The sequence below is a fragment of the uncultured Aquimarina sp. genome, assembly GCF_947492115.1.
Lineage (GTDB): Bacteria > Bacteroidota > Bacteroidia > Flavobacteriales > Flavobacteriaceae > Aquimarina.
Window position 1 is genome coordinate 112,538 of the sequence record NZ_CANLMM010000010.1, and the last position, 22,377, is coordinate 134,914.

Here is a 22,377-nt window from a genome sequence, read left to right on the forward strand (position 1 = left end):
GTGTATTGCATTACTGCTTGCTGCTGGCAATTCTTTTAAAAATGTTCTTATTGCACTAAAATCTATTGAAAATATATTGTAAAATTTTGTCATAATAATCTGATTTTTAATTTCTTATACAAAGATAGCTTGCAAAACTCCTTGGCATGAAAATTTTAACATATCAAAATCTAAGTTTTAGCTATAAACATAATTATAATCGCCAAAAGAACAAAAAAGCACAAAAACTCTAAATGTACTTGACGTTTTTACTTACAAAAAACAAACAGTCTTCAGGGGGTTATCCCCCTAAAAACCACACCCTAATTAATGCTAACCTACTAAAAAGAAAATATTTAATCACTAAAAAGCGAATTATTCTTGGTGCAAAACAAATACGCTATTCACAAAAGCTTAATTTTGCATCTTGTAGACATAAAAAAAAGATTACAAAATAATGTAATCTTTTACTTATGGTTAAAAACGAAGTATAACTTGTTATTATCTTCTCATTGCATATCGAGAAGCACTAGGTAAATCTCTCATAAAATCTATTACAATTTTAAAATCGAGCCCAAAAATAGAGTATAAGTTTTTCATAAAATATTGTTTTTAAAATACTTATATAAAATTAAGAACTACTTTCAGGAAAATCAAAAAATAAATATGGTATCGCTAAACTTTTAGTTAAAATAATATGTATATAGGTTAAAAAACTGTTACCAAAAGGACAACAAAAAAACAAAAGAAAGTTTTTTCTTACTTTTTCTTACTTTTTTCAATGGGTAAATTCTTACATTTTTACGGAAAAACCTTACTTACTTAAAAATCAAGAAGTTTCAACCCGATAAAAACGTCAAAAACCGTAAAAGTAATAAGTCAATTAAGGAATATTTAGGTATTTATGGGTTTGTAGCGAAACCTTCCACTTAGGATTCTCCATCACATAATCGACTATCATTGGAATTACTTTGTCACGTACACTCCATTCTGGTTGCAAATACAATACACATTCTGCTGAAACGTGCTTGGCTTGTTCTTCTGCAAAGGCAAAATCACTCTTATTATAAACGATGCATTTTAATTCGTCTGCTTTTGGATAAATATCTTGTGTTGGGAGTTTTACCTTTTTCGGAGAAAGACATATCCAATCCCAATCTCCAGTAAGTGGATAAGCACCTGAAGTTTCTATATGCGTTTTCGCTCCTTTATCTTTTAAGCCTTTTGTAAGTAAAGTCATATCCCAAGTAAGTGGTTCTCCACCAGTAACCACTACAACATCGCTATATTTAACAGCGTTCTCTACAATTACGTCTGTTTCTGTAGGAGGATGTAACTCTGCATTCCAGCTTTCTTTCACATCACACCAATGACATCCTACGTCACAACCACCTATTCGTACAAAATAAGCTGCAGTACCTTTATGATACCCTTCTCCTTGTATGGTATAAAACTCTTCCATTAATGGAAGCATTTTACCCTCATTCACCAATTTTTCCACACTTTTTTGCATAAGGCTGCAAAGGTAGCTAATAAATTATGAATGACACACCCTATCCAACATTCGAATTTAGTGTGTTTTTCTTCATAAAACCTGTTCCTTAATTATGGAATCTGAATTAATACCATTTCGCATATGAAATGATGTAAGTATTTATTCAGATTTTGTAGCAATACATTCAATTTCAATTTTAGCACCTACAGCCAATCCCTTTGCAGCAAATGTAGTTCTTGCTGGCTTTTGCGGAAAATATGTCTTATACACTTCATTAAAAGCACTAAAATCAGCGATATCAGAAAGAATCACTGTACATTTTACCACATCATTCATCTCCATATCATGATGCGCCAGTACAGCTTTAATATTCTCTAAAGTTTGTTTTGTTTCTGCCTTAATTCCACCACTTACTAATTTTCGAGTAGTATGATCCATTCCAACTTGACCAGAAAGAAAAAATAAATTACCAACTTGTACTGCATCAGAAAATGGCGCATTTGACTTCTTTGGCTCATGAGTTTTATGGAAAATAACAGATGTATTAGAACTTTGGTTTTTACCACAACTAAACATCATCGAAATAAGCATCACAAAAAAATATATCCTTTTCATTGTTTTAAACATTTGAAATTTTCTAGATAAAGAAAACTATAATTTTCTTCACTTCTTCTTATTAATTTAAAAATTATAAATTTACCTAAACAAAACTACATTCATTTCGATAGAAGAAGTAAGATTCCTATTTTTATCAAAATTTACATCAACTATGAGTACTAATCAAGAATTCCTTGATCATATAACTAAGGGGTATACTACCAAAGGAGATTTTATCGCCTTAGGAGCGGCTATGCATAATGGAGAAACAGTAACGAATGCACATGTTAAAATTCCTCTTAAGACGCTAAACCGTCATGGATTAATTGCAGGTGCAACAGGTACTGGTAAAACAAAAACGCTTCAGGTATTAGCAGAAAACCTTAGTGAACAAGGTATTCCAGTTCTTCTAATGGATATAAAAGGAGACCTAAGTGGTTTGGCTGCTGCTAGTCCTGGACATCCTAAAATTGATGAACGCCATGAAAAAATAGGAATCCCATTTGAAGCTAAGAATTTTCCTGTGGAGATTCTTAGTTTATCAGAACAAGATGGAGTTAGACTACGTGCAACGGTTAGTGAATTTGGTCCGGTTTTATTTTCTAGAATTCTTGATGTAACAGAAACCCAAGCAGGTATTATCTCGATAATATTTAAATATTGTGATGATAATAAATTACCACTGTTAGATCTGAAAGATTTAAAAAAAGTATTACAATATGCTACTGGAGAAGGAAAAAAGGAATTAGAAAAAGACTACGGAAGAATTTCTACCGCTTCTACAGGTTCTATTCTTCGTAAAATTGTTGCATTAGAACAACAAGGAGCAGATATCTTTTTTGGTGAAAGATCTTTTGAGGTTCAAGATTTATGCAGAGTAGATGACGACGGAAGAGGATTTATAAACATCCTTAGATTAACTGATATACAAGACAGACCAAAACTATTTTCTACGTTTATGTTAAGTCTTTTGGCAGAGGTATATAGCACCTTTCCAGAACAAGGTGATAGCGGAAGACCAGAATTAATTATTTTTCTAGACGAAGCTCATCTTATCTTTAAGCAAGCCTCTAATGCCTTAATGGATCAGATAGAAAGTATTGTTAAATTAATACGATCAAAAGGAGTTGGCCTTTATTTTGTTACGCAAAATCCTACTGATGTTCCAGATGGAGTATTAGGACAGTTAGGTTTAAAAGTACAACATGCGCTAAGAGCTTTTACCGCCAAAGATCGCAAAGCCATAAAACTTACTGCCGAAAATTATCCAATATCTGAATATTATGATACTAAAGAAGTACTTACTTCGTTAGGAATCGGAGAAGCTTTAGTGTCTGCACTGGATGAAAAAGGGAGACCTACTCCACTCGCTGCCACTATGCTTAGAGCACCGATGAGTAGAATGGATATGCTTTCAGAAAGTGAATTAAAAGAATTGCTTAATGCATCTAAACTTTCTAAAAAGTACAATGAAGATATTGATAGAGAAAGTGCCTATGAAATACTTAACGAAAAAATAGAAAAAGCAGAAGCAGAAGAAGCTAAAGCTGCTGCAAAAAAAGAGCGAGAGAAGTTAAAAAGAACTTCCTCTAGTTCGAGATCAAAAAGCAGAAGAGCTAGCACCACTGAAAAAGCAGTTATCAAAGTATTAACAAGTGCAACTTTTATACGAGGAGCACTTGGAGTTCTTAATAAATTATTACGCTAAACAACGCACAAATCATAGTTTAACTTTGGGAATAACTAATACATTATGTTTAAAAAAATTCATTGTATTTTACTAATCAGTTTAAGTTTATTAAGTTGTCAGAAAGATAAAAAGCAAGATCCTTTTGAAATATCTTTTAATCGAATTGGAAAATTAACCAACACTACAAAAGTTAGTCAATTAGACTCTATCTATGCCAATGATTCAATCGTTAAAGCATCGCAAGGTGGTAGTTTTGTAAATGTTGCTAAAACCATAGAGATTTATGAAAAAGGAGGCTCCAAGCTTTTATCTTTAGAACCCAGAGAAGAAAATAACCCAGAATCTTCTATAGAAAGTGTTCAAATTATAGACTCCAAATTTAAAACTACTTCAGGTTTATCTACCAAAAGTGTTTTTAAGGACATCAAAGATAACTATACGATAAGCAAAATTAATAATACCCTAAGTTCTGCGGTTATTTTTATAGACAGTATACAGGCTTCTATTTCCATAGACAAAAAAGATTTGCCTAGTAGCCTTAAAGCGAATACTGCTGCCAAAATCGAAGCATCACAAATACCAGATACTGCTGCGATCAAATATTTTATTATTAACTGGGAAGAAAAATAAATGCCGAAAGATAACTTTATGGGTAAAAAATATCAGATTCAAAAATCACCATTTGTCGTCCCTACTACAGATGGTAAATTAATCGAAGAACATTTCGGAAGAGCAACAGATGGAAATACTCAAGTCAGTATTGCTCACATGGTAGCACCTCCAGGATGGAGCGAACCTTTTCAAACACCAGAATTTGATGAATATACCTATATTATCAAAGGAAAAAAACAATTTATTATCGAAGGAGAAAAGGTCGTTTTAGAATCAGGTCAGTCTATCAAAATTGAAAAAAATACCAGAATACAATATGCAAATCCTTTTGATGAGCCATGTGAATATATCGCGATTTGTCTTCCTGCCTTTTCAATAGAATCCGTTCATAGAGAGGAATTATGAAGAAAAAACTTAAAAAGTATCTTCCTATATTAATCGGAAAACGACTTTTATTACTTTTCTTTTTTAACAAAAAAAAAGCACTGCGCAGCGCATATATTCTATTTAGCACACCACTGAAAGGAAAAATATTACCGGATCAAGAATATTTCTTAGAAGAAGCAGAAGATGAAGTCGTTTCTTTAAATGGGCATTATTTACAAACCTACCGATGGCCAAATATGGGAGAAACTGTATTAATGGTTCACGGATGGGATAGTAACACCCATCGATGGAAAACACTCATAGAAAAACTTCACCAGAAAAATTATAACATCATAGCGTTTGACGCTCCGGCGCACGGAAACTCCTCAGGAAAAACATTAAATGTGCCCTTATACGCAGAATGCCTTCAGAAAATTATCGAATTGTATCGCCCAAATTATGTGATAGGACATTCTATAGGTGGAATGACTTCAATTTTTCATCAATTCAAGTATCCCAATCTGGAGATACAAAAACTAATCGTCTTAGCACCTCCTACAGAATTAGCAGTAATTATGGAAGGTTATCAAAAAACATTAAAGCTGTCTGATAAATTTATGACAGCTTTAAGTCATTATTTTAAGGAAAAGTTCGGTTATTATTTCGAAGAGTTTTCAGTTGCTGAGTTTGCTAAAAGCTTAACACATCCTGGCTTGCTTATTCATGATCGATTAGATGATATTGCGCCTTATTCTGGATCCGAAAAGATTCATAAAAATTGGAATAACTCAGAATTCATCACTACCGAAGATTTTGGACATTCTCTCTTTTTTGACGAAGTAGATGATATGATCATTGACTTTTTAAAAAAATAAGCACTTCGTAAAACACTTTTTTTTTGACTAAAATAGATTTAGTTGTAACTACTTATCCATAAAAGCCATTTTCAGATCCCTAGATATCGTAGCTATAAATACTATATTTGCATTTTATTTAAAATATGTCAAATACGAACCTTACCAGACTCAACAAATACTTAAGCGAAGTAGGATACTGCTCGAGAAGAGAAGCAGATAAATTGATTGATCAAGGTCGTGTTACGATAAACAACAAAGTACCAGAAATGGGCACTAAAGTTGCTCCAGAAGATGTAGTAAGAGTGGATGGAGAATTAATAACTAAACCTAAAGAAAAACATGTATATCTTGCTTTTCATAAACCTATAGGAATTGTCTGTACAACTGCACAAAATGAAAAAGATAATATCATTGACTATATCAATTATCCTAAACGAATTTTTCCTATCGGAAGATTGGACAAACCTAGTGAAGGGCTAATACTATTAACTAGTGATGGAGATATTGTAAATAAAATTTTAAGAGCTAGGAATAATCACGAAAAGGAATACATTGTTACTGTAAACAAATTGATTAGTCCTCAATTTATTAAAAGAATGGGTAATGGGATTCCTATTTTAGATACTGTTACTCGTAAATGTGAAGTTGAGCAAATTAGCAAATACGATTTCAGAATTGTCCTCACCCAAGGCTTAAACCGACAAATCCGCAGAATGTGCGAATACTTAGGGTATGAAGTAACTCGATTAAAGCGAATTCGAATAATGAATATTAATCTAGATACTCCTGTTGGAAAATGGAGATATCTCACAGAAGAAGAGTTAAACATTATTAATAAAGATGTTGGAGATTCGAGTAAAACAGAAGAAGCATCCTTTGTAAAAGAAAAATCGGAAGATAAAGCACCTCATTCTTCTAAACGTTTTAATTCTAAAAACAATAACACAAGAAATTCTTCACACTCAAAAAAAAGAAAGAGAAGCGATAGAAGACGCTAAATGAAGCGTGTTAATTATATCCTAATGGGCTATAACTTTCCTTTTGAACTAGGTAAATTACGTCAAACTTTAGTTCATAAAACGAGAGTATAAAAACACATAGAACTACATTAATTAATTCAATTATGAGCACCTTATCTCCTTTCCATTTGGCTATTCCTGTATACAATTTAGCAATAGCAAGAGATTTTTATAACAACACACTTAATTTAAACGAAGGACGAAGTAGTGATCATTGGGTAGACTTTGATTTTTTTGGACATCAGTTAGTAATTCATTATAAACCAAAATCAGAACAAGAAAAAGCGCATCACAATAGTGTGGATGGTAAAGAAGTTCCAGTTCCCCATTTCGGAATTATTCTAGAATGGGATACTTGGCAAGAATTTGCTAATATGCTATCCGAAAAAAAAATACAGTTTGTTATTGAACCTTATATTAGATTTCAAGGAGAAGTTGGAGAGCAGGCTACAATGTTTTTTTATGACCCTTGCGGAAATGCCTTAGAGTTTAAATCTTTTAAAGATCCATCTCAAATTTTCATGAAATAAACCCTTTCATATTCGTAAAATTCACTCTTTTCTAGTAAACAATCGTTAAAAACCCATCTTTTTTAATTTAAAAGGTACGAATGTTAAAGTTTTACTACAAATTCTTACTATATTCTGCCCCGTAAAGAAAAGAATTGAAAAAGAATGGATTTTACCAACCCATTAGTCTATGGAGTACCTTGCTTCTTAGGATTAATCTTAGTAGAACTTACATATAGTAAGACAAGTAAACACAAAGAACTTTATGAATGGAAAGATTTAGCCGCGAGTGTTTTTATGGGCGTAGGCTCGGCTATTTTAGGACCATTAATTAAAACAATAACGATCATCCTATTTTTTAACTATGCTTATGATCTCTTTAATCCCGAGGTCGATGGCGTAAGAACTAATATTATGGGATGGGAATCTTTTGGATATAGTTGGCCCATATGGCTATTATGTATGTTGGGAGATGATTTTTCTTATTATTGGTTCCATCGACAAAATCACATGGTACGGTTTTTTTGGGCTGCACATATAGTTCATCATTCCTCAGATAATTTTAACTTGGGTACTGCTGTACGGAACGGATGGTTTACTTTACTATATAAACCTTTATTCTATGTTTGGTTACCGATTATTGGTTTTCCTGTAGAAATGGTTATTGTTTGTTTAGGAATTGAAGCCTTATGGCAATTCCAACTACACTGTGTATTTATTCCTAAAATGGGCTTTGTTGAAAAAATTCTCAATACCCATACCATGCATCAAGTGCATCACTCTAAAAATATAGAGTATATGGATAAAAATCATGGTGGGATTCTTAACATCTTTGATAAAATTTTTGGTTCTTGGAAAGAACTTGATGAAAATATAAAAGTACAATACGGAGTTACTCATGCTCCTAATTCCTATAATCCTTGGGTAATACTTACCCATGAATACAAAGACATTTGGAACGACACCAAAAAATCAAAAAACTGGTATCACAAGTTTATGTACATTTTCGGACCTCCAGGATGGAGTCATGACGGTAGTACTCTCACGGTAAAACAAATGCAAAAAGAGCTAGAGCTTAAGAAGCAAATGCAGGCATAATCATAATGCTTTTCTAGATATATTTTTATACTTTTAGCTATGAATTATCAAGAAGTCATAGACAAGCAAAGGGCTTTTTTTGAAACCAATGCTACTAAAAATATCTCATTTAGAATACAACAATTAAAACACCTTAAAAGTGTTTTACAACAAAATGAAGAGTTATTATACAATGCTATCTACTCAGATTTTAAAAAGTCCAAATACGAAACTTACACGACTGAGCTTGCGATCATGTACCATGAGATTGATCTAGCTCTGGTAAAAATCAAAAAATGGTCTAAAAAAAAGAGCGTTTCTACAGGACTTGCTAATCTTCCTGGAAAAACCTATATCATACCTGAACCTTTCGGAACTGTTTTAGTAATGGGTGCTTGGAATTATCCATATCAATTATCAATCGTACCTGCAATTGCTGCCATTACCGCTGGTTGTACGGTTATTATGAAACCAAGTGAAATACCAGCTAATTCTTCTTCCGTTATGGCTAAAATAATTAATGAAAATTTTAGTCCTGAATTCTTTAAAGTGATTGAAGGAGGAGTACCAGAAACTACAGAATTATTAAAAGTAAAATTTGATAAAATATTTTTTACTGGAAGTATTCCAGTTGGAAAGATCATATATCAGGCTGCTGCGAAACACCTTACCCCTGTAACTTTAGAACTTGGAGGAAAAAGTCCAGCAATTATTACCAAAGATGTCAACATCGACATGACTGCCAAACGTTTGGTTTGGGCTAAATTTTTGAATACTGGTCAGACTTGTATTGCTCCAGATTATGTAATGGTTGATAAGGCTGTACATGATGATTTATTGGTTGCTATACAACGTCATATCGAGAGTGCAGATTATAAAATAGAGAATCAAAATTATACGCAAATTGTAAATCAAAAAAACTTTGAACGATTACAAAATATGATTGAACCTGAGAAGGTTTATTTTGGAGGAAATTGCGATGCTGAAAATCGCACTATATCGCCAACCGTAATGACTAGAGTTTCTTTTTCTGATAAAGTAATGCAAGAAGAGATTTTCGGTCCTATTTTACCAATAATTTCTTTTGATAATCTGGATCAGGCTATTGGCGATATCAAAAAATTATCCAAGCCTCTATCCTGTTATGTATTTACAAAAAGTAAAACAATAAAGAACAAAATACTACAGGAGATATCATTTGGAGGAGGTGCTGTAAATGATGCTGTAATGCATTTCATGGAACAAAATTTACCATTTGGAGGTGTAGGTGATAGTGGTATTGGGAGCTATCATGGCAAAGCTGGTTTTGAAACCTTTTCACATTACAAAAGCATTTTGGAAAAATCCTTTTTAATAGAGTTAAACCTTAAATATTCTCCTTATACCAGCACTAAATTAAAATGGTTAAAAAGGTTGGTTGGATGATATTATTTCATAGCACCTGACACAGGAATATCTAAAAGATCCAAGATTTTCTGTTCTACCTCATCACTATCCCATTTTTCTTCGATATTATCAATATTCATTACTTCATCCATAATAGCTGCTTGTTGGTCTCCAATCGCAAGAGCTTCAGCGTAAGGTCTATTGGTAAAAGTGACTCTAGAATAAAGAGGAACCCATTTATCGGGATGGTTTTCAGAAAAACGCTTCTCTATTTTCTTTCGAAGTAAAAAATTGGAATCCGCAGTTTTACTGCTCATTTCCATAAAATTACGATAAGAAAGTTCTGCAATAGCATCGGCACTTGGTTTTCTAGCTTCTTGATATTCCTCAAAAATCTCTTGCCAATTTTCTCCATTATGGTCTTCTATAATCTGATCAAGAACAGAAATATCCTCAAAACCAGCATTAATTCCTTGTCCATAAAATGGCACAATAGCGTGTGCAGAATCTCCTACCAAAACAACTTTATCCCAATAGCTCCAAGGATAACATTTCATCGTAACTAATGCACTGGTAGGATTATTATTAAAATCTTTTAAAAGTGTTGGCATAAGATCTATAGTATCCGGAAAATACTTTTGCCAAAATTCTTTTACCTCTTTATCCGTCTTTAAACTCTCAAAAGAATTCTCCCCTTCATGCGGCATAAATAAGGTGCAAGTAAAACTTCCATCTAAATTTGGCAAGGCAATCAACATAAACTTTCCTCTAGGCCAAATATGAAGTGAATTTTTATCTAATTTATGTGTTCCATCTTCATTAGCGGGAATACCTAATTCTTTATATCCTGCATCTAAAAAATCTTGTGAATAATCAAATCTACTTCTTCGCTGCATTTTATGTCGTACTCTAGAAAAGGCACCATCACATCCAAAAATTAAATCATATTGATACTCCTTCCACTCCCCTTTTTCTGTCTCTCCTGTATAAATTTTAGCTTCTGGTAAATTTACATCCCACACTTTTTCATTAAATCTAAAAACGGCTCCAGACTCTTCTGCCAAACTAATCATTTTTCGATTTAATACCCCTCTGGAAATTGAATATATCGCTTCGCCTTCTTTTCCGTAGTATTGATGATATATAGGTTGGTCATTTACATGCATCGTTCTTTTATCCATTGGAATAGCAAGTTTTCTAATTTCTTCACCAATTCCAACAGTATCCAAAGCTTTCCAACCTCTAACCGACATTGCTAGATTAATTGACCTACCACTAAATTTCACCTGTCTGATATCGGGTCTTCTATCAAAAACAGTTACTTTATGGTTACGCTTTCTTAGATAAATTGCTAATAGTGAACCTGCTAGGCCACTCCCCACGATAGCTATATTTTTTGGTTGCATATGTAAAAGTGATTCCAGTTTGCCAAAATATGAAAAGGAACATTATACGATCCGAGTTTTAATGTTCTTGGCAAACTAGCTCTATATACTTCAGAGCTTTTGTTGACACCAAAACCTTCAGCAAATGTAAAAAAATTATCAATGAATTGTTACTTAAATGCTTTAATAGCAAATAGTATTGGGTATAATTTATCCTTAGTTTCGAACATTCCGTCATTATTCCTTGTCATATTAGGAAACACGTTGTACGGAGATTGATCATATTCTTTTAAGTATTCTATAGTTAATCCAGCTTCAGATAGAGCAGACACTACCTCTCCCAATCCATGGTTCCACCCATATTCTTTACTAATCATGCTAGAGTTCATATCAGCATAAGTACCCTGGTATTCTTCATAGATAGCTTCTTTTTGATGATATCCATATTTCATTTTAGGGGTTTCTTCTAGGTAATCAAACATCCAAACTATAGGATGAAACTCTACTATATAAAAGATTCCTCCCGGTTTTAATCTTTCTGCAATCACTTGCCCCCAAGGTTTCAAATCGGGTAACCACCCTATTACACCATAACTCGTAAAAACAATATCGAATTTTTCCTCTACATGATCAGAAGTATCCAATACATTACAACAATAGAAATTAGCTTCTAACTTTAATTCCTTTGCTAGTTCTTTTGCTAGGTTTATTCCTTTATCAGAAATATCAATTCCCGTACATTCAGCTCCCATCCTACTCCAGCTTAGAGTATCCTGTCCAAAATGACATTGCAAGTGCAATAATGATTTTCCCGAAACATCTCCCAATGCCTCTAATTCAAATTTTGCAAGAGAGCTTCTCCCATCTTTAAAAGATTTTACATCATAAAACTCACTAGCTGCATGTATCGAAACCTTTGTATCCCAAGTCGATTTATTGGTCGAAAAATATTCTTGAAAATCTTTACTCATTATATCACCTCTTTTTTCACAAAACTACATATAAAGTACTTTAACTGCTTTCATTAAATGAGATTTATTAGACTTTCCCTAACATATTTTATCAAGTTAAATAATTAATTTTGTATCAACTTAACTTTGAAAGTTATTTGATCATTTTATGAAGTGGTAAAAGGAACATGTAATTTTTTAAATGCAATTGCGACCTATACGTCATACATAATTATTCAGATTTTTTAATCTACATATTTTTTGCCCCGGTATTGTAGTATAATTTAATGATTTACTTAAAACGTACCAGTAGTATGAAAACTTTTTACAATTCATTTTTCACAGCAATTTTCTCATTGATAAGTTTATCCTTTTCTTATTCGCAAGAAGATATGTATAAATCTCAACTAGAGACAGTATACTTACAAAACACCAAAGAAACTATCTATAAGAATACTTTTAGTCAATACAATAACGACTTAATCGCTTTAAATGAAATTAAGTTCAAAAAAGAAATAAAAAATTTAAAGGGAAAAAGTAGTCTTTTATTTTTTGATTCAAATAAAGAAAAAATAGTGTTAGAAAAAGCTTCTTATCTGAAAATCATACGAAAAGCCGCTAATAGAAGTAAAAACAAAGATTCCTTTGAAACTTTTTTACGAAACAATTTACCACAACTCTCTAATCAATTGTCACAAGATAACAATCTGGAACAATTGTATTTTATATCTAGAAAGAATACATTTAATGGTAAAATAGACGCGTTACCCAGCGTTCTATAGTAACTAACACAAACTCTGAAAATATTTAACAATGAAAAAGGCCATACCCCTGGTACTAAGAATAATTGTAGCTATTATTCTTATACAAACCCTTAGATTTAAGTTTACTGCGCACCCCGACAGTGTTTATATTTTTTCAAAAGTGGGCTTAGAACCTTACGGAAGAATAGCCACCGGAATTGTAGAATTAATTGCCGGCATCTTATTATTAATTCCTAAAACAGTATGGATAGGTGCTACGATAACACTTGGTGTTATTGGAGGAGCTATTTTTATGCATTTAACAAAATTAGGAGTTGAAATCAACAATGATGGAGGTGTTCTTTTTATCACCGCATTATTAACTTTTATTCTAAGTGGTATTATTCTTTGGATAAAAAGAAGAGAAATTAAATTCTTCTAAAACTTATATACTTACTGTAAAAAACCTCCAATTTTTGGAGGTTTTTTTTATTTAGGGAAAAATCTACAAGCGGTTAGGAAAAAATGACATTCTGTAACCCTTATGATTACTTCATCTTTGTAATGTTAATTTAAAACAATACCAAAATGACAGTAGATAATAAATCCATATTCAATTTAATAGAAATTTTTCGTCAAGGAAAAAAAACAATTGTAAACACGTTTAATACAAAAGCTCATTGTGAGCAAAGAAGTCATCATGATTTTTATTGTGATGTAGAAAGACCTTTTATAGCCTCAAAAAAATAGAGGAAGGAAAAATTGACAAGTCATCGGGAAAAACGAACATTCTAATACACATATTTCGATCGGATCTTTGCCTTGTTAAATTAAATAACAATTAAAACTTAAATATAAATCCATTCTGAAGCGCTGGCTCAGAATACTAAAAAATCACAATCATGGCAACAATTAATGTACCAACAAGAGAAGAAGTAAACAGTACCAACCAAGGTATCTTTGACAATCTTACAAAAGCGTTAGGATTTGTTCCTAATCTTTATGCGACATACGCACATAGTGAAACAGCATTAGAAAATTATTTAAACTTCTCTAACGCTAAAACATCATTAAAAGCTAAAGAAAAAGAAGTAGTAAACTTAGCGGTAAGCGAAGTTAACAATTGTATTTATTGTTTATCTGCACATACTGCAATTGGAAAGATGAACGGTTTTACAGATGAACAAATATTAGAATTGAGAGCTGGGCAAGCTTCTTTCGACTCTAAATTAGATGCGCTGGCTAAACTAGCTAAGAATATTACAGAAAATAGAGGTCATGCGGATCAAGAAGTAGTAGACAATTTCTTTGCGGCTGGATATGATAAAGGGAACTTAATTGACACGATTGTATTGGTAGGTGATAAAACTATCTCAAACTACATTCATAGTACTACTCAAGTTCCTGTTGATTTCCCTGTAGCACAACCATTAGAAACTACTACAGCATAATAAAATATCAACCACCAATAAATACTAACAATTAGACAATTCTGAGAAGAAAGAATTCAGAAAGAAACTCTTTCTTCTCAGAAAATCAAAAAAAATCATTTTCAACCTTAATTATTTAAATACTAAAATCATGAAAAAATTAATCACATTATTCACATTCATTTTCGCAATTACTTTAAGTGCAAATGCTCAAGATGTTAAAACTGTTTCTTTAGAGCAGACTAAAGGAGAGTTTACTCAAAAACAAGTTACATTATCAGAAGGAAGTTACGTTTTCAATATTTCAAATAACAACTCAGGTACTGATGTTGGGTTTGTTCTAGTACCAGCTGGAAAAGACGCTTCTAATCCTAAAAATCATATTCAGGAAGCTTATGTAACTAAAGTTGTAGCAGAAGGAAAAACTGAGAGTTCAAAAACAGTAACGTTACAAAAAGGAGAATACACTTATTTTTGTCCATTAAATAAAACTCCACAATATAAACTTATTGTAGAGTAATTATTTTGAAATATTAAACTTTAAAACTCCCTTTTTTTAAGGGAGTTTTTTGTTTTAAATAATATCCACTAAACTTAGATAAAAACCTAAAACCTTGTTAATAAAATTGATCCAGGCATTGCTTTATATATTTTAGCCTAAAATTTCCATTATAATGAGATATCTAGTTGGACTACTTTTATGTTCTTTTATTGTTTTTTCGTGTAAAAAAGATGCTAAAAAACAATACACATACGATAACAATGACGAAATAAAGGAAGAGAAAACAATTACTAAAATTCTTAGCACTACAGAAGCAATAGCCTTAGCAAATGGTTTTGATCAATGGGAAAAAGTGCAAGAAATTAAATTTACTTTTAACATAGATCGCGACAGTAGTCATTACGAACGTTCTTGGAACTGGAAACCAAAAAAAAATGAAATCATTCTAACCACTGCCAAGGACACAATTGTATATAACCGCTCAAATATCGACAGTGTTGCTATAAGAGCCGACCAAGGTTTTATTAATGATAAGTATTGGTTATTAGCACCTTTTAATTTGGTTTGGGATCACAACAGCTTTACATCCTCACATGAAGTAAAAGCAATAGCTCCTATTAGCAATAAAGAAATGCAGAAACTCACTATCGTTTATAAAAATGAAGGTGGATATACACCTGGAGATGCGTATGATTTCTATTTCGAAGGAGATTTTAAAATAAAAGAATGGGTATTTAGAGAAAAAAACAAACCAGAACCATCATTGATAACTTCGTGGGAAGATTATGAAAGCTTCAACGGGATACAAATTGCGAAAACTCATCAGAAAAACGAAGGTAACTGGAAACTTTACTTCACAAATATTGAAGTGATTACAGACAAATAACTATTATTAGCTACGCAAGCTAATTAGATCTTCTTTTAGAAATAAATAGAGTTACCATTAAAGCGATTAGTGTAGCCACTAGTAATGCAGTAAAACTGAGTTTCAGGCTTTCAATTTTGGATAAAAAACCAAGGAATGGAGGACTGATCAAAAAGCCAAGATATCCAAATCCAGCAACGAATGATATTCCTTCTGCAGGTGAGACTCCTTTTGTTTTTCCAGCTAATCTAAATAATTCTGGGATAATCACGGAGAATCCCAAACCTATCAGTCCAAAACCAAGTACACTAAGTATTAAAGTACTACTCAGAACAGAAATAAATCCTAAAGCACTAATAGAAGCTCCTCCTATGATAATTGTTAAAGATCCAAAACTTTTACTCACTGCATCTCCAAAAAATCGACCTATCGTCATCATAAGAGAAAAAGCTACAAATCCAAAACCAGAGATTTTCTCAGAAGAAATTTTTACAACATCCTGCATATAGAGTTTACTCCAATGCTCTATCGCACCTTCGCTACCCATTATCAAAAAAGCAATCACAGTTAATCCTAATAAAGGTTTTACAATTTTAAAATCGAAAGACTTCTTAGTACTTTCTTCTTTTTTTCCTTTAATCATAACATAAGCGCTACAAACCAAAAGATTTGTTATGATAACGAAAGTAGTCGCCAATAACATATGAATAATAGGGACTTCTATCTTGGTTATTAAAAAGCCTCCGATACCTGCCCCGATAACACCTCCTAAACTAAAAAAACCATGCGAAGCGGACATGATATGAACTGCATCTGTCTGTTCTATTTCAGACACCAGAGCATTCATAGCGATATCTGTTAAGCAAGCGAATAATCCCACCAGATATAAAACAGCACATAATAACAAATATGTAGGAGCTAGTAAGGGGATTAAAAAAAGTAAAGAAAAAATAATGATTCCTATTATCGTTGTCTTTCCTACTCCAATTCGTTTTATAATCAATGAAGATATTGGAATCATGGTAAGAGTTCCTAATGCAAAACAAAATAAGGCAATTCCTAACTGTGCGTCATCAATGGCCAATTTTGCTCTTACCTTTGGTATATACAACACCCAAGTACCTGTCATGATATTAAGAGATGCGAAAACCCAAGCTGGACCAAAGTAACGTAGTTTTGTAAGAATAAGATATAAAGAATTCAAAATCTGCTATTTAAACTTTTAAGTATTTCTCAAAATTACTAACAAAATATTAGGTATAAATAACACAAAATATTCAAATACTGAAACAATTTATTCTTTTATAGCTTTATATATAGCCTATTATGATAATTTTGTTTTATGAAATTATCGTACGAGCAAATTTATGTTGAACAATCTAAATCGTTAAAAATAGAAAGCTATACCAAAGATGCTCTTTGTAATGAAATAAACTGGCATTTACATCCTGAGTATGAAATAGTTTTTATTAAAAACGGAAATGGCATTATCCAAGTAGGATCTAATATCAAAAGTTATAAAGATGGACTCTTAATTTTTCTTGGTCCAAATATTCCTCATATGCCTTTTGGAAATAAAGATCTAGAGGATAATGTAGAAGTTGTAATTCAATTTAATCAAAATTTCATTCAAGAGAAGTTAAAAGTATTTCCAGAATTTTCGAGTATACAAAGGTTTATTCAAAAAACATTGAAAGGATGTATTTTTTCTAAAGAGACCAAGGATAAACTATCTAATTCATTTCTAAAATTGGCATCTCAAAATGACACCGAGAAACTACTCAATTTTATGAATATCTTATATCAGCTTTCTGTTTCAAAAGATAATACTCCGGTCATCAAATCTGCCGATCTTTTGGAAATTGATAAAACCGCATTACCAAGAATTTCAAGAGTCTTTGAATATATAAATAAAAACTATTCTCAAAAAATACAATCAAAAGCAATTGCCAAAGAATTAGGATTAACCACCAATTCGTTTTGTCGAATGTTTAAAGCAGCCACAAATAAAAGTTTTATTAGCTTTTTAAACGAGTTTAGAATCAAAAAGGCTCAGGAATACTTTGAAAACAAAACGATGTCAATTTCTGAGGTAGCATATCAATGTGGTTTTAACGACCCATCATATTTTTGTAAACAATTCAAAAAACACACCGATACTTCTCCTTCAGATTATATAAATCATTTAGATAATAACTAGTTTGAATCTTTATTTAAAATTCCCTGTTTAAGAATCTGCCCAAATTCGTACATATCCTCATAAGAACAATAAAATGGTGCAGGTGCTAATCTTATCACATTAGGCTCTCTCCAATCTACAATTACCCCATTTTTCATTAAAAAGTCGAATAATTTTCGCCCTTCTCCATGAAGAAAAACGGAAAGTTGTGTCCCTCTTTCGTCCTGCTTTGATGGGGTTATAACTTCAAAAGTACTTTCTACTTCTGCATCGATAGAATTCAATACAAATTCTAAATATGCTACAATTAGGTTTCTCTTTTCTAGCAAAGCTTCCATACCTACTTCATCAAATAGTTCTAAAGAAGCAAGATATGGTGCCAATGACAAGATCGGAGCATTACTCAATTGCCAAGCATCCGCATTAGGCATTGGTTCGAACTCAGGTTTCATTAAAAACCTAGACTCTTTTTTTGTTCCCCACCAACCTTCAAAACGAGGAATATCTTTTTGATCATGAAATCTTTCATGTACAAAACATCCTGAAGCATTTCCAGGACCACTATTCATATATTTATAACTGCACCAAGAGGCAAAATCAACATCCCAATCATGAAGTTGCAACTCAATATTTCCAGCACCGTGTGCTAGATCCCAACCTACAAAAGCTCCAATATCATGTCCTGCTTTTGTAATGGTTTTCATATCAAAAACTTGTCCTGTATAATAATTAACACCACCCATAAGAATTAGAGCACACTCCTCTCCTACAGATTCGATAGTGCTAAGAATATCTTCAGTCCTAAAATTATGTTCTCCTGGACGCTTTTTTATTTCCACAATGGCATCATTTGGATCATATCCATGAAATCGGACTTGACTTTGAAGCATATATTGATCACTCGGAAAAGCTTTTTCTTCGCATATGATTTTATATCGTTTTCCTTGAGGACGATAAAAGGAAATCATGAGTAAATGCAAGTTCACCGTTAAGGTGTTCATTACAGTAATCTCCGAAGGTTTAGCACCTACTATCTTACTCAATGGTTTTGCCATTCTTTCATGATAATCCCACCAAGGTTTATCTGCATAAAAATGACCTTCTACGGCAAGCTCTGCCCAATCCTTCATTACCTCATCCACATACTTCTTTGTATTTCTAGGTTGAAGCCCTAAAGAATTTCCTGTAAAATAAATGACTTGCTTATTATTAACTTTTGGGAAAAGAAAACGATCTCTATATGATTTTAAAGGATCCTGCCGATCCAATTTCTTAGCAAATTCTCTGCTATTTTCGAATTGCATTCTTGAGTTTTATTTCAAAAATACATATAAGAACTGAGATTAAATAATCTTTTAAAACCTTGTTAAAATTAGTGGGGAAATTATCACTTATTATTATATTAAACACACATTTAAAACTGCCTACCTTAATATACCCTAATTGCAGACATATAACCTGAGTGTCTTTAAATGTTCGGGCACATAATCATTTTTTTAAACTTACTAAACATGTTAAAAAAAATTTTAGAAGTAAGCGGGGCTAATGAATTATCTAAAGAGTCCCAAAGTGCTATCTCTGGCGGTTTGATTTCTTTATCTGATTGTCCATCTGGATGTTTTTCTTTATTCTTTTGTCCATCTGGTGGTGGCGATCTATGCGCAGTTCCAAGTCCATCGGGCGCAACTTGCTTTGGAACACATATTAACGGGCAATGCTGCCTTTAATTACATAAAGAATTATTTCTTTTCTTTTATTTCAAGGTCTCACAGTCTATGTTTTGATCTAGATCTAGCATCACTTCTAATATCTAGTCTAAAACTGAGAAATGATTTTGAAATCTAAGAATGAAAAAATATGGTAAAAAGATTTTTCTATATTTCTTTTTACCATGTTACTTAAATTAGAGACATATAACCTGAATGTCTTTAAATAAATAGGCACATATTCATTTTTAAATTTAATACTCTTATGAAAGAATTAAAAAAATTAGAAGGTGTTAAAACCATTGGTAAAAAAGCACAAAAACTAGTAGTTGGAGGATGTCCTTCAGATGGTGGTCCTGCAGGTTGCCCTGCTGGAATGTGTGGTCAGATTATCTTTCCAGGACCTGATTACTTTTGTGTTCCATGCTAGTATAGCTAATGTACATTTCTCACACAAAATGTAAAAAATCAATAATTGCAGTAGATTCATTATTCTACTGCAATTTTTTTGTACCGTTTCTATTTATTAGAAAACTTATTTTTAGATCTATCAATAATAAAACACTTAGCTTTGCAAAAAAAATAGGAAGCTATGCACTTTATACCAGAAGCACTGGATACATACGTAGTAAATCATACTGAAAAGGAACCAGAGTTACTAGAAAGATTAACTCGTGAGACGTATCAAAAAATACTACAACCTCGAATGCTTAGTGGTCCATATCAAGGTAGAGTGCTAAGCATGCTTTCTAAATTAATCAGTCCAAAACATATTTTGGAAATCGGAACATATACCGGATATTCTGCATTATGCCTTGCGGAAGGCATGAAAAAAGAGGGTGTTTTACATACGATAGATATTAATGAAGAATTAGAAGATTTTCAACGAAAATACTTTGATCTTTCTCCTTATGGTCATCAAATATATCAGCATATTGGAAATGCTACCGAAATTATTCCGTCCTTGAATATTAAATTCGACTTAGTTTTTATTGATGCAGATAAACCTAATTATCCAAAGTACTTCGAGCTAATTATTGATAAAATGAATCCTGGTGGCATTATCCTATCTGATAATGTTCTCTGGAGTGGAAAAGTTATTGAAGAAGTTGCGAAAGACGATCTTTCTACGAACGCACTATTAACATATAATAAATTACTAGTAGAAGATAAAAGAATAGAAACTGTTCTGTTACCTATCAGAGATGGATTAACTATCAGTAGAGTATTATAAAAAAAGTGGAATCTGTTTTACGGATTCCACTTTTTACATGTATTAGTAACTACAATTGCTAATTCATTTATTGTACAGCTTTTAGAGCATCTATATTACCATATCCAAATTTGCTATTTCTATTCGGATAGAACTCTCCTGCTCGTTTTAACCTATCCAATACTTGTGCTCTGGTCATATTTGGATTACGCGCCCATACCAATGCTGCGATTCCAGCTGTAGCCGCAGTAGCTGCGGATGAACCACCAACATATGATTGATCTCCGTTATTAAATCCTAAAACCGGCACATTTCTATTAGAATTGCTTGCTCTTTGCATCACAATGGTAAAGTCAATCTTACTTCCATCATGACAGATATTACATCTGTTATATCCATTGTCTTTTAAACCTGTTACAGCTACAGTTTCATTCATACTTGCTGGAAAAATAACTCCATACCAATTAGTAAATGTAGTAGAGGTACCTCCTGCCGCAATAATCATTTTACCTTTTCCGTAAGCGTACTTAACAGCATCTTTTACATTTCCAATAGACCAAGGGTATCCTATAGACATGGATATAATTTTTACGTTACCATTATTGCCTAATTGCTTTAATGCATTACTTACTCCTTTACGCTCATGATAATCTTCAAGAACAACATCAGATGTTCCTCTATATGAAATTAAATTACAATTATAAGCAACTCCCATAGGCATAAAATCATTGTTTCGTGGAGAAGCAATTATTGAAGCCATTTGAGTACCATGCCCACATTTATCATTTGGTCCATCTACATTATTAGACCACCACCAAATAGAATCTATGTATGTTCCAATCTTTTGGATACTTCTTCCATTGGAAGCTCCATCATTAAATCCATTTCCAAGTAGGTTTTGATTAGCAGACACACCACTATCGATTAATCCCACTGTTATTCCTGCACCAGTACTATAATTCCAAGCTTGTGGTATATTATGAATGTTGTAGTTCCAAGGCACTCTAGCATTTGGTGCTATTACACTGTAATCAGCATTATTAATAGATTGACCGCTTTGTGAACATCCAGCGGATTTTTGCTGTACATCTTCTTGTAAGTAAAAACCATATCCATTAGGTTCTAAATAACGGATATTATCCATTGCTAAAAGCTCCTCAACAGTTTCTAATTTAGTAACATGAACGTCTAACACATTTAGTTTATCATCTTCAAACACTTGAAAATTAGAACGTGTCACCCCTTCATTACTCTGTACTGTATTGTAAATGTCTTCTATAATATCATTTAGCCTTGAAGATCTTTGCGTACCTTCAATAAAACTTTCTCCTTTCTGACCATAACCAATGGTCAATACTTCTCCTCCATGCATTACTGCACTATATAACATATGTGCCGAAGCATCTTTTGACCAATCTAAATCTCCTTTTTGTTTTAGCTGAGATTCGATAAAAGAATTGATTTCATCTATCGACAAAATCTTTTGTGACGTCTGGTTTTCTTCAATTACTTCTGAGGGATCATTTTTAGAACAAGATACGACAAGAAAAAGCCCTAAAAACAGAGGAATAATTTTTTTCATTTTAGTATAAGATTAATGAGTTTGTGCGAATTTGAAATTTAAGATCAGTTATTCTTAAAAATATCAAATAATTATCATTTAGTTAATTTCATGACTAATTTATTAAATAAAGTTTAAATATTAATATCTTTTTTTGAAAGAATCTTAAAAAAAATGCCGATCCTATGCTTGCATAGGACTACAATTCATCGTCAACCACCAATGTTTACAAGGGTTTTACAGAAAAATACTACAG

At 32.3% G+C, this 22,377-nt stretch carries 24 protein-coding genes; 17 read left to right on the forward strand and 7 right to left on the reverse strand.

Features of this window, described 5'->3' with window-relative positions:
- Nucleotides 1–862: 862 nt before the first annotated feature.
- Complete coding sequence (locus Q1A73_RS22025; protein ID WP_299610228.1) at nt 863–1,492, reverse strand: 7-carboxy-7-deazaguanine synthase QueE; 630 nt, start codon at nt 1,490–1,492, stop codon at nt 863–865.
- 141 nt (nt 1,493–1,633) lie between these two features.
- Nucleotides 1,634–2,089 (reverse strand): RidA family protein, encoded by a 456-nt coding sequence (locus Q1A73_RS22030; RefSeq protein ID WP_299610229.1) that lies wholly within the window; start codon nt 2,087–2,089, stop codon nt 1,634–1,636.
- Nucleotides 2,090–2,243: 154 nt separating this feature from the next.
- Here Q1A73_RS22030 and Q1A73_RS22035 point away from each other — a divergent pair, with 154 nt between their 5' ends.
- The 8 genes from Q1A73_RS22035 (at nt 2,244) to Q1A73_RS22070 (ending at nt 9,626) form a co-directional block, all read left to right on the forward strand.
- Nucleotides 2,244–3,779 (forward strand): helicase HerA-like domain-containing protein, encoded by a 1,536-nt coding sequence (locus Q1A73_RS22035; RefSeq protein WP_299610232.1) that lies wholly within the window; start codon nt 2,244–2,246, stop codon nt 3,777–3,779.
- A 45-nt stretch (nt 3,780–3,824) separates the two neighbouring features.
- On the forward strand, nt 3,825–4,391 hold the full coding sequence (locus Q1A73_RS22040; protein WP_299610234.1) for a hypothetical protein: 567 nt from the start codon (nt 3,825–3,827) through the stop codon (nt 4,389–4,391).
- Nucleotides 4,392–4,409: 18 nt separating this feature from the next.
- Nucleotides 4,410–4,778 (forward strand): cupin domain-containing protein, encoded by a 369-nt coding sequence (locus tag Q1A73_RS22045; protein ID WP_299610325.1) that lies wholly within the window; start codon nt 4,410–4,412, stop codon nt 4,776–4,778.
- Complete coding sequence (locus Q1A73_RS22050) at nt 4,775–5,614, forward strand: alpha/beta hydrolase (protein WP_299610237.1); 840 nt, start codon at nt 4,775–4,777, stop codon at nt 5,612–5,614. The genes Q1A73_RS22045 and Q1A73_RS22050 overlap by 4 nt, the downstream gene beginning before the upstream one ends.
- Nucleotides 5,615–5,739: 125 nt before the next feature.
- Entirely contained in the window at nt 5,740–6,594 is an 855-nt protein-coding gene (rluF, locus tag Q1A73_RS22055; RefSeq protein WP_299610240.1) for a 23S rRNA pseudouridine(2604) synthase RluF, read from the forward strand.
- A 125-nt stretch (nt 6,595–6,719) separates the two neighbouring features.
- Nucleotides 6,720–7,145 carry a VOC family protein gene (locus Q1A73_RS22060; protein ID WP_299610243.1) on the forward strand — a complete coding sequence of 142 codons (426 nt, stop codon included), beginning with the start codon at nt 6,720–6,722 and terminating at the stop codon, nt 7,143–7,145.
- Between the two features lie 144 nt (nt 7,146–7,289).
- Nucleotides 7,290–8,222 (forward strand): sterol desaturase family protein, encoded by a 933-nt coding sequence (locus tag Q1A73_RS22065; protein ID WP_299610245.1) that lies wholly within the window; start codon nt 7,290–7,292, stop codon nt 8,220–8,222.
- Nucleotides 8,223–8,261: 39 nt separating this feature from the next.
- The gene (locus tag Q1A73_RS22070) at nt 8,262–9,626 is read left to right on the forward strand and encodes an aldehyde dehydrogenase family protein (protein ID WP_299610248.1); all 1,365 of its coding nucleotides are present in this window, start codon (nt 8,262–8,264) and stop codon (nt 9,624–9,626) included.
- A gap of 2 nt (nt 9,627–9,628) precedes the next feature.
- Here Q1A73_RS22070 and Q1A73_RS22075 read toward each other — a convergent pair whose 3' ends face one another.
- Both Q1A73_RS22075 and Q1A73_RS22080 read right to left on the reverse strand, forming a co-directional pair.
- Nucleotides 9,629–10,993, reverse strand: coding sequence for an NAD(P)/FAD-dependent oxidoreductase (locus Q1A73_RS22075; protein WP_299610249.1), 1,365 nt, complete (start codon nt 10,991–10,993; stop codon nt 9,629–9,631).
- A 149-nt stretch (nt 10,994–11,142) separates the two neighbouring features.
- Complete coding sequence (locus Q1A73_RS22080; RefSeq protein WP_299610250.1) at nt 11,143–11,943, reverse strand: class I SAM-dependent methyltransferase; 801 nt, start codon at nt 11,941–11,943, stop codon at nt 11,143–11,145.
- Between the two features lie 293 nt (nt 11,944–12,236).
- Between Q1A73_RS22080 and Q1A73_RS22085 the strand changes: the two genes are divergently transcribed.
- From Q1A73_RS22085 to Q1A73_RS22105, 5 genes are all read left to right on the forward strand, one after another.
- The gene (locus tag Q1A73_RS22085) at nt 12,237–12,704 is read left to right on the forward strand and encodes a hypothetical protein (RefSeq protein ID WP_299610253.1); all 468 of its coding nucleotides are present in this window, start codon (nt 12,237–12,239) and stop codon (nt 12,702–12,704) included.
- A 31-nt stretch (nt 12,705–12,735) separates the two neighbouring features.
- Complete coding sequence (locus Q1A73_RS22090; RefSeq protein WP_299610259.1) at nt 12,736–13,107, forward strand: DoxX family membrane protein; 372 nt, start codon at nt 12,736–12,738, stop codon at nt 13,105–13,107.
- Nucleotides 13,108–13,567: 460 nt separating this feature from the next.
- Nucleotides 13,568–14,116: a carboxymuconolactone decarboxylase family protein gene (locus tag Q1A73_RS22095; RefSeq protein WP_299610262.1), complete on the forward strand. Its 549-nt coding sequence runs from the start codon at nt 13,568–13,570 to the stop codon at nt 14,114–14,116.
- Between the two features lie 130 nt (nt 14,117–14,246).
- Entirely contained in the window at nt 14,247–14,615 is a 369-nt protein-coding gene (locus tag Q1A73_RS22100) for a cupredoxin domain-containing protein (RefSeq protein ID WP_299610265.1), read from the forward strand.
- Nucleotides 14,616–14,769: 154 nt separating this feature from the next.
- The gene (locus tag Q1A73_RS22105; protein ID WP_299610268.1) at nt 14,770–15,483 is read left to right on the forward strand and encodes a hypothetical protein; all 714 of its coding nucleotides are present in this window, start codon (nt 14,770–14,772) and stop codon (nt 15,481–15,483) included.
- 19 nt (nt 15,484–15,502) lie between these two features.
- Here Q1A73_RS22105 and Q1A73_RS22110 read toward each other — a convergent pair whose 3' ends face one another.
- Complete coding sequence (locus tag Q1A73_RS22110; RefSeq protein WP_299610270.1) at nt 15,503–16,666, reverse strand: MFS transporter; 1,164 nt, start codon at nt 16,664–16,666, stop codon at nt 15,503–15,505.
- 138 nt (nt 16,667–16,804) lie between these two features.
- On the opposite strand from Q1A73_RS22110, the gene Q1A73_RS22115 reads away from it, so the two are divergent.
- On the forward strand, nt 16,805–17,662 hold the full coding sequence (locus tag Q1A73_RS22115; protein WP_299610273.1) for an AraC family transcriptional regulator: 858 nt from the start codon (nt 16,805–16,807) through the stop codon (nt 17,660–17,662).
- Here the strand turns inward: Q1A73_RS22115 and kynU are convergent.
- Nucleotides 17,659–18,945 (reverse strand): kynureninase, encoded by a 1,287-nt coding sequence (kynU, locus tag Q1A73_RS22120; protein ID WP_299610275.1) that lies wholly within the window; start codon nt 18,943–18,945, stop codon nt 17,659–17,661. The two genes, Q1A73_RS22115 and kynU, sit on opposite strands and share 4 nt — an antisense overlap.
- A 168-nt stretch (nt 18,946–19,113) precedes the next feature.
- Here kynU and Q1A73_RS22125 point away from each other — a divergent pair, with 168 nt between their 5' ends.
- The 3 genes from Q1A73_RS22125 (at nt 19,114) to Q1A73_RS22135 (ending at nt 20,581) form a co-directional block, all read left to right on the forward strand.
- Nucleotides 19,114–19,368 carry a hypothetical protein gene (locus Q1A73_RS22125; RefSeq protein ID WP_299610278.1) on the forward strand — a complete coding sequence of 85 codons (255 nt, stop codon included), beginning with the start codon at nt 19,114–19,116 and terminating at the stop codon, nt 19,366–19,368.
- Nucleotides 19,369–19,612: 244 nt separating this feature from the next.
- Nucleotides 19,613–19,777, forward strand: coding sequence for a hypothetical protein (locus Q1A73_RS22130; RefSeq protein WP_299610281.1), 165 nt, complete (start codon nt 19,613–19,615; stop codon nt 19,775–19,777).
- 162 nt (nt 19,778–19,939) lie between these two features.
- The gene (locus Q1A73_RS22135; protein WP_299610284.1) at nt 19,940–20,581 is read left to right on the forward strand and encodes an O-methyltransferase; all 642 of its coding nucleotides are present in this window, start codon (nt 19,940–19,942) and stop codon (nt 20,579–20,581) included.
- 67 nt (nt 20,582–20,648) lie between these two features.
- Here the strand turns inward: Q1A73_RS22135 and Q1A73_RS22140 are convergent, their stop codons facing one another.
- Nucleotides 20,649–22,142 (reverse strand): S8/S53 family peptidase, encoded by a 1,494-nt coding sequence (locus tag Q1A73_RS22140; RefSeq protein WP_299610286.1) that lies wholly within the window; start codon nt 22,140–22,142, stop codon nt 20,649–20,651.
- Nucleotides 22,143–22,377: the final 235 nt, after the last annotated feature.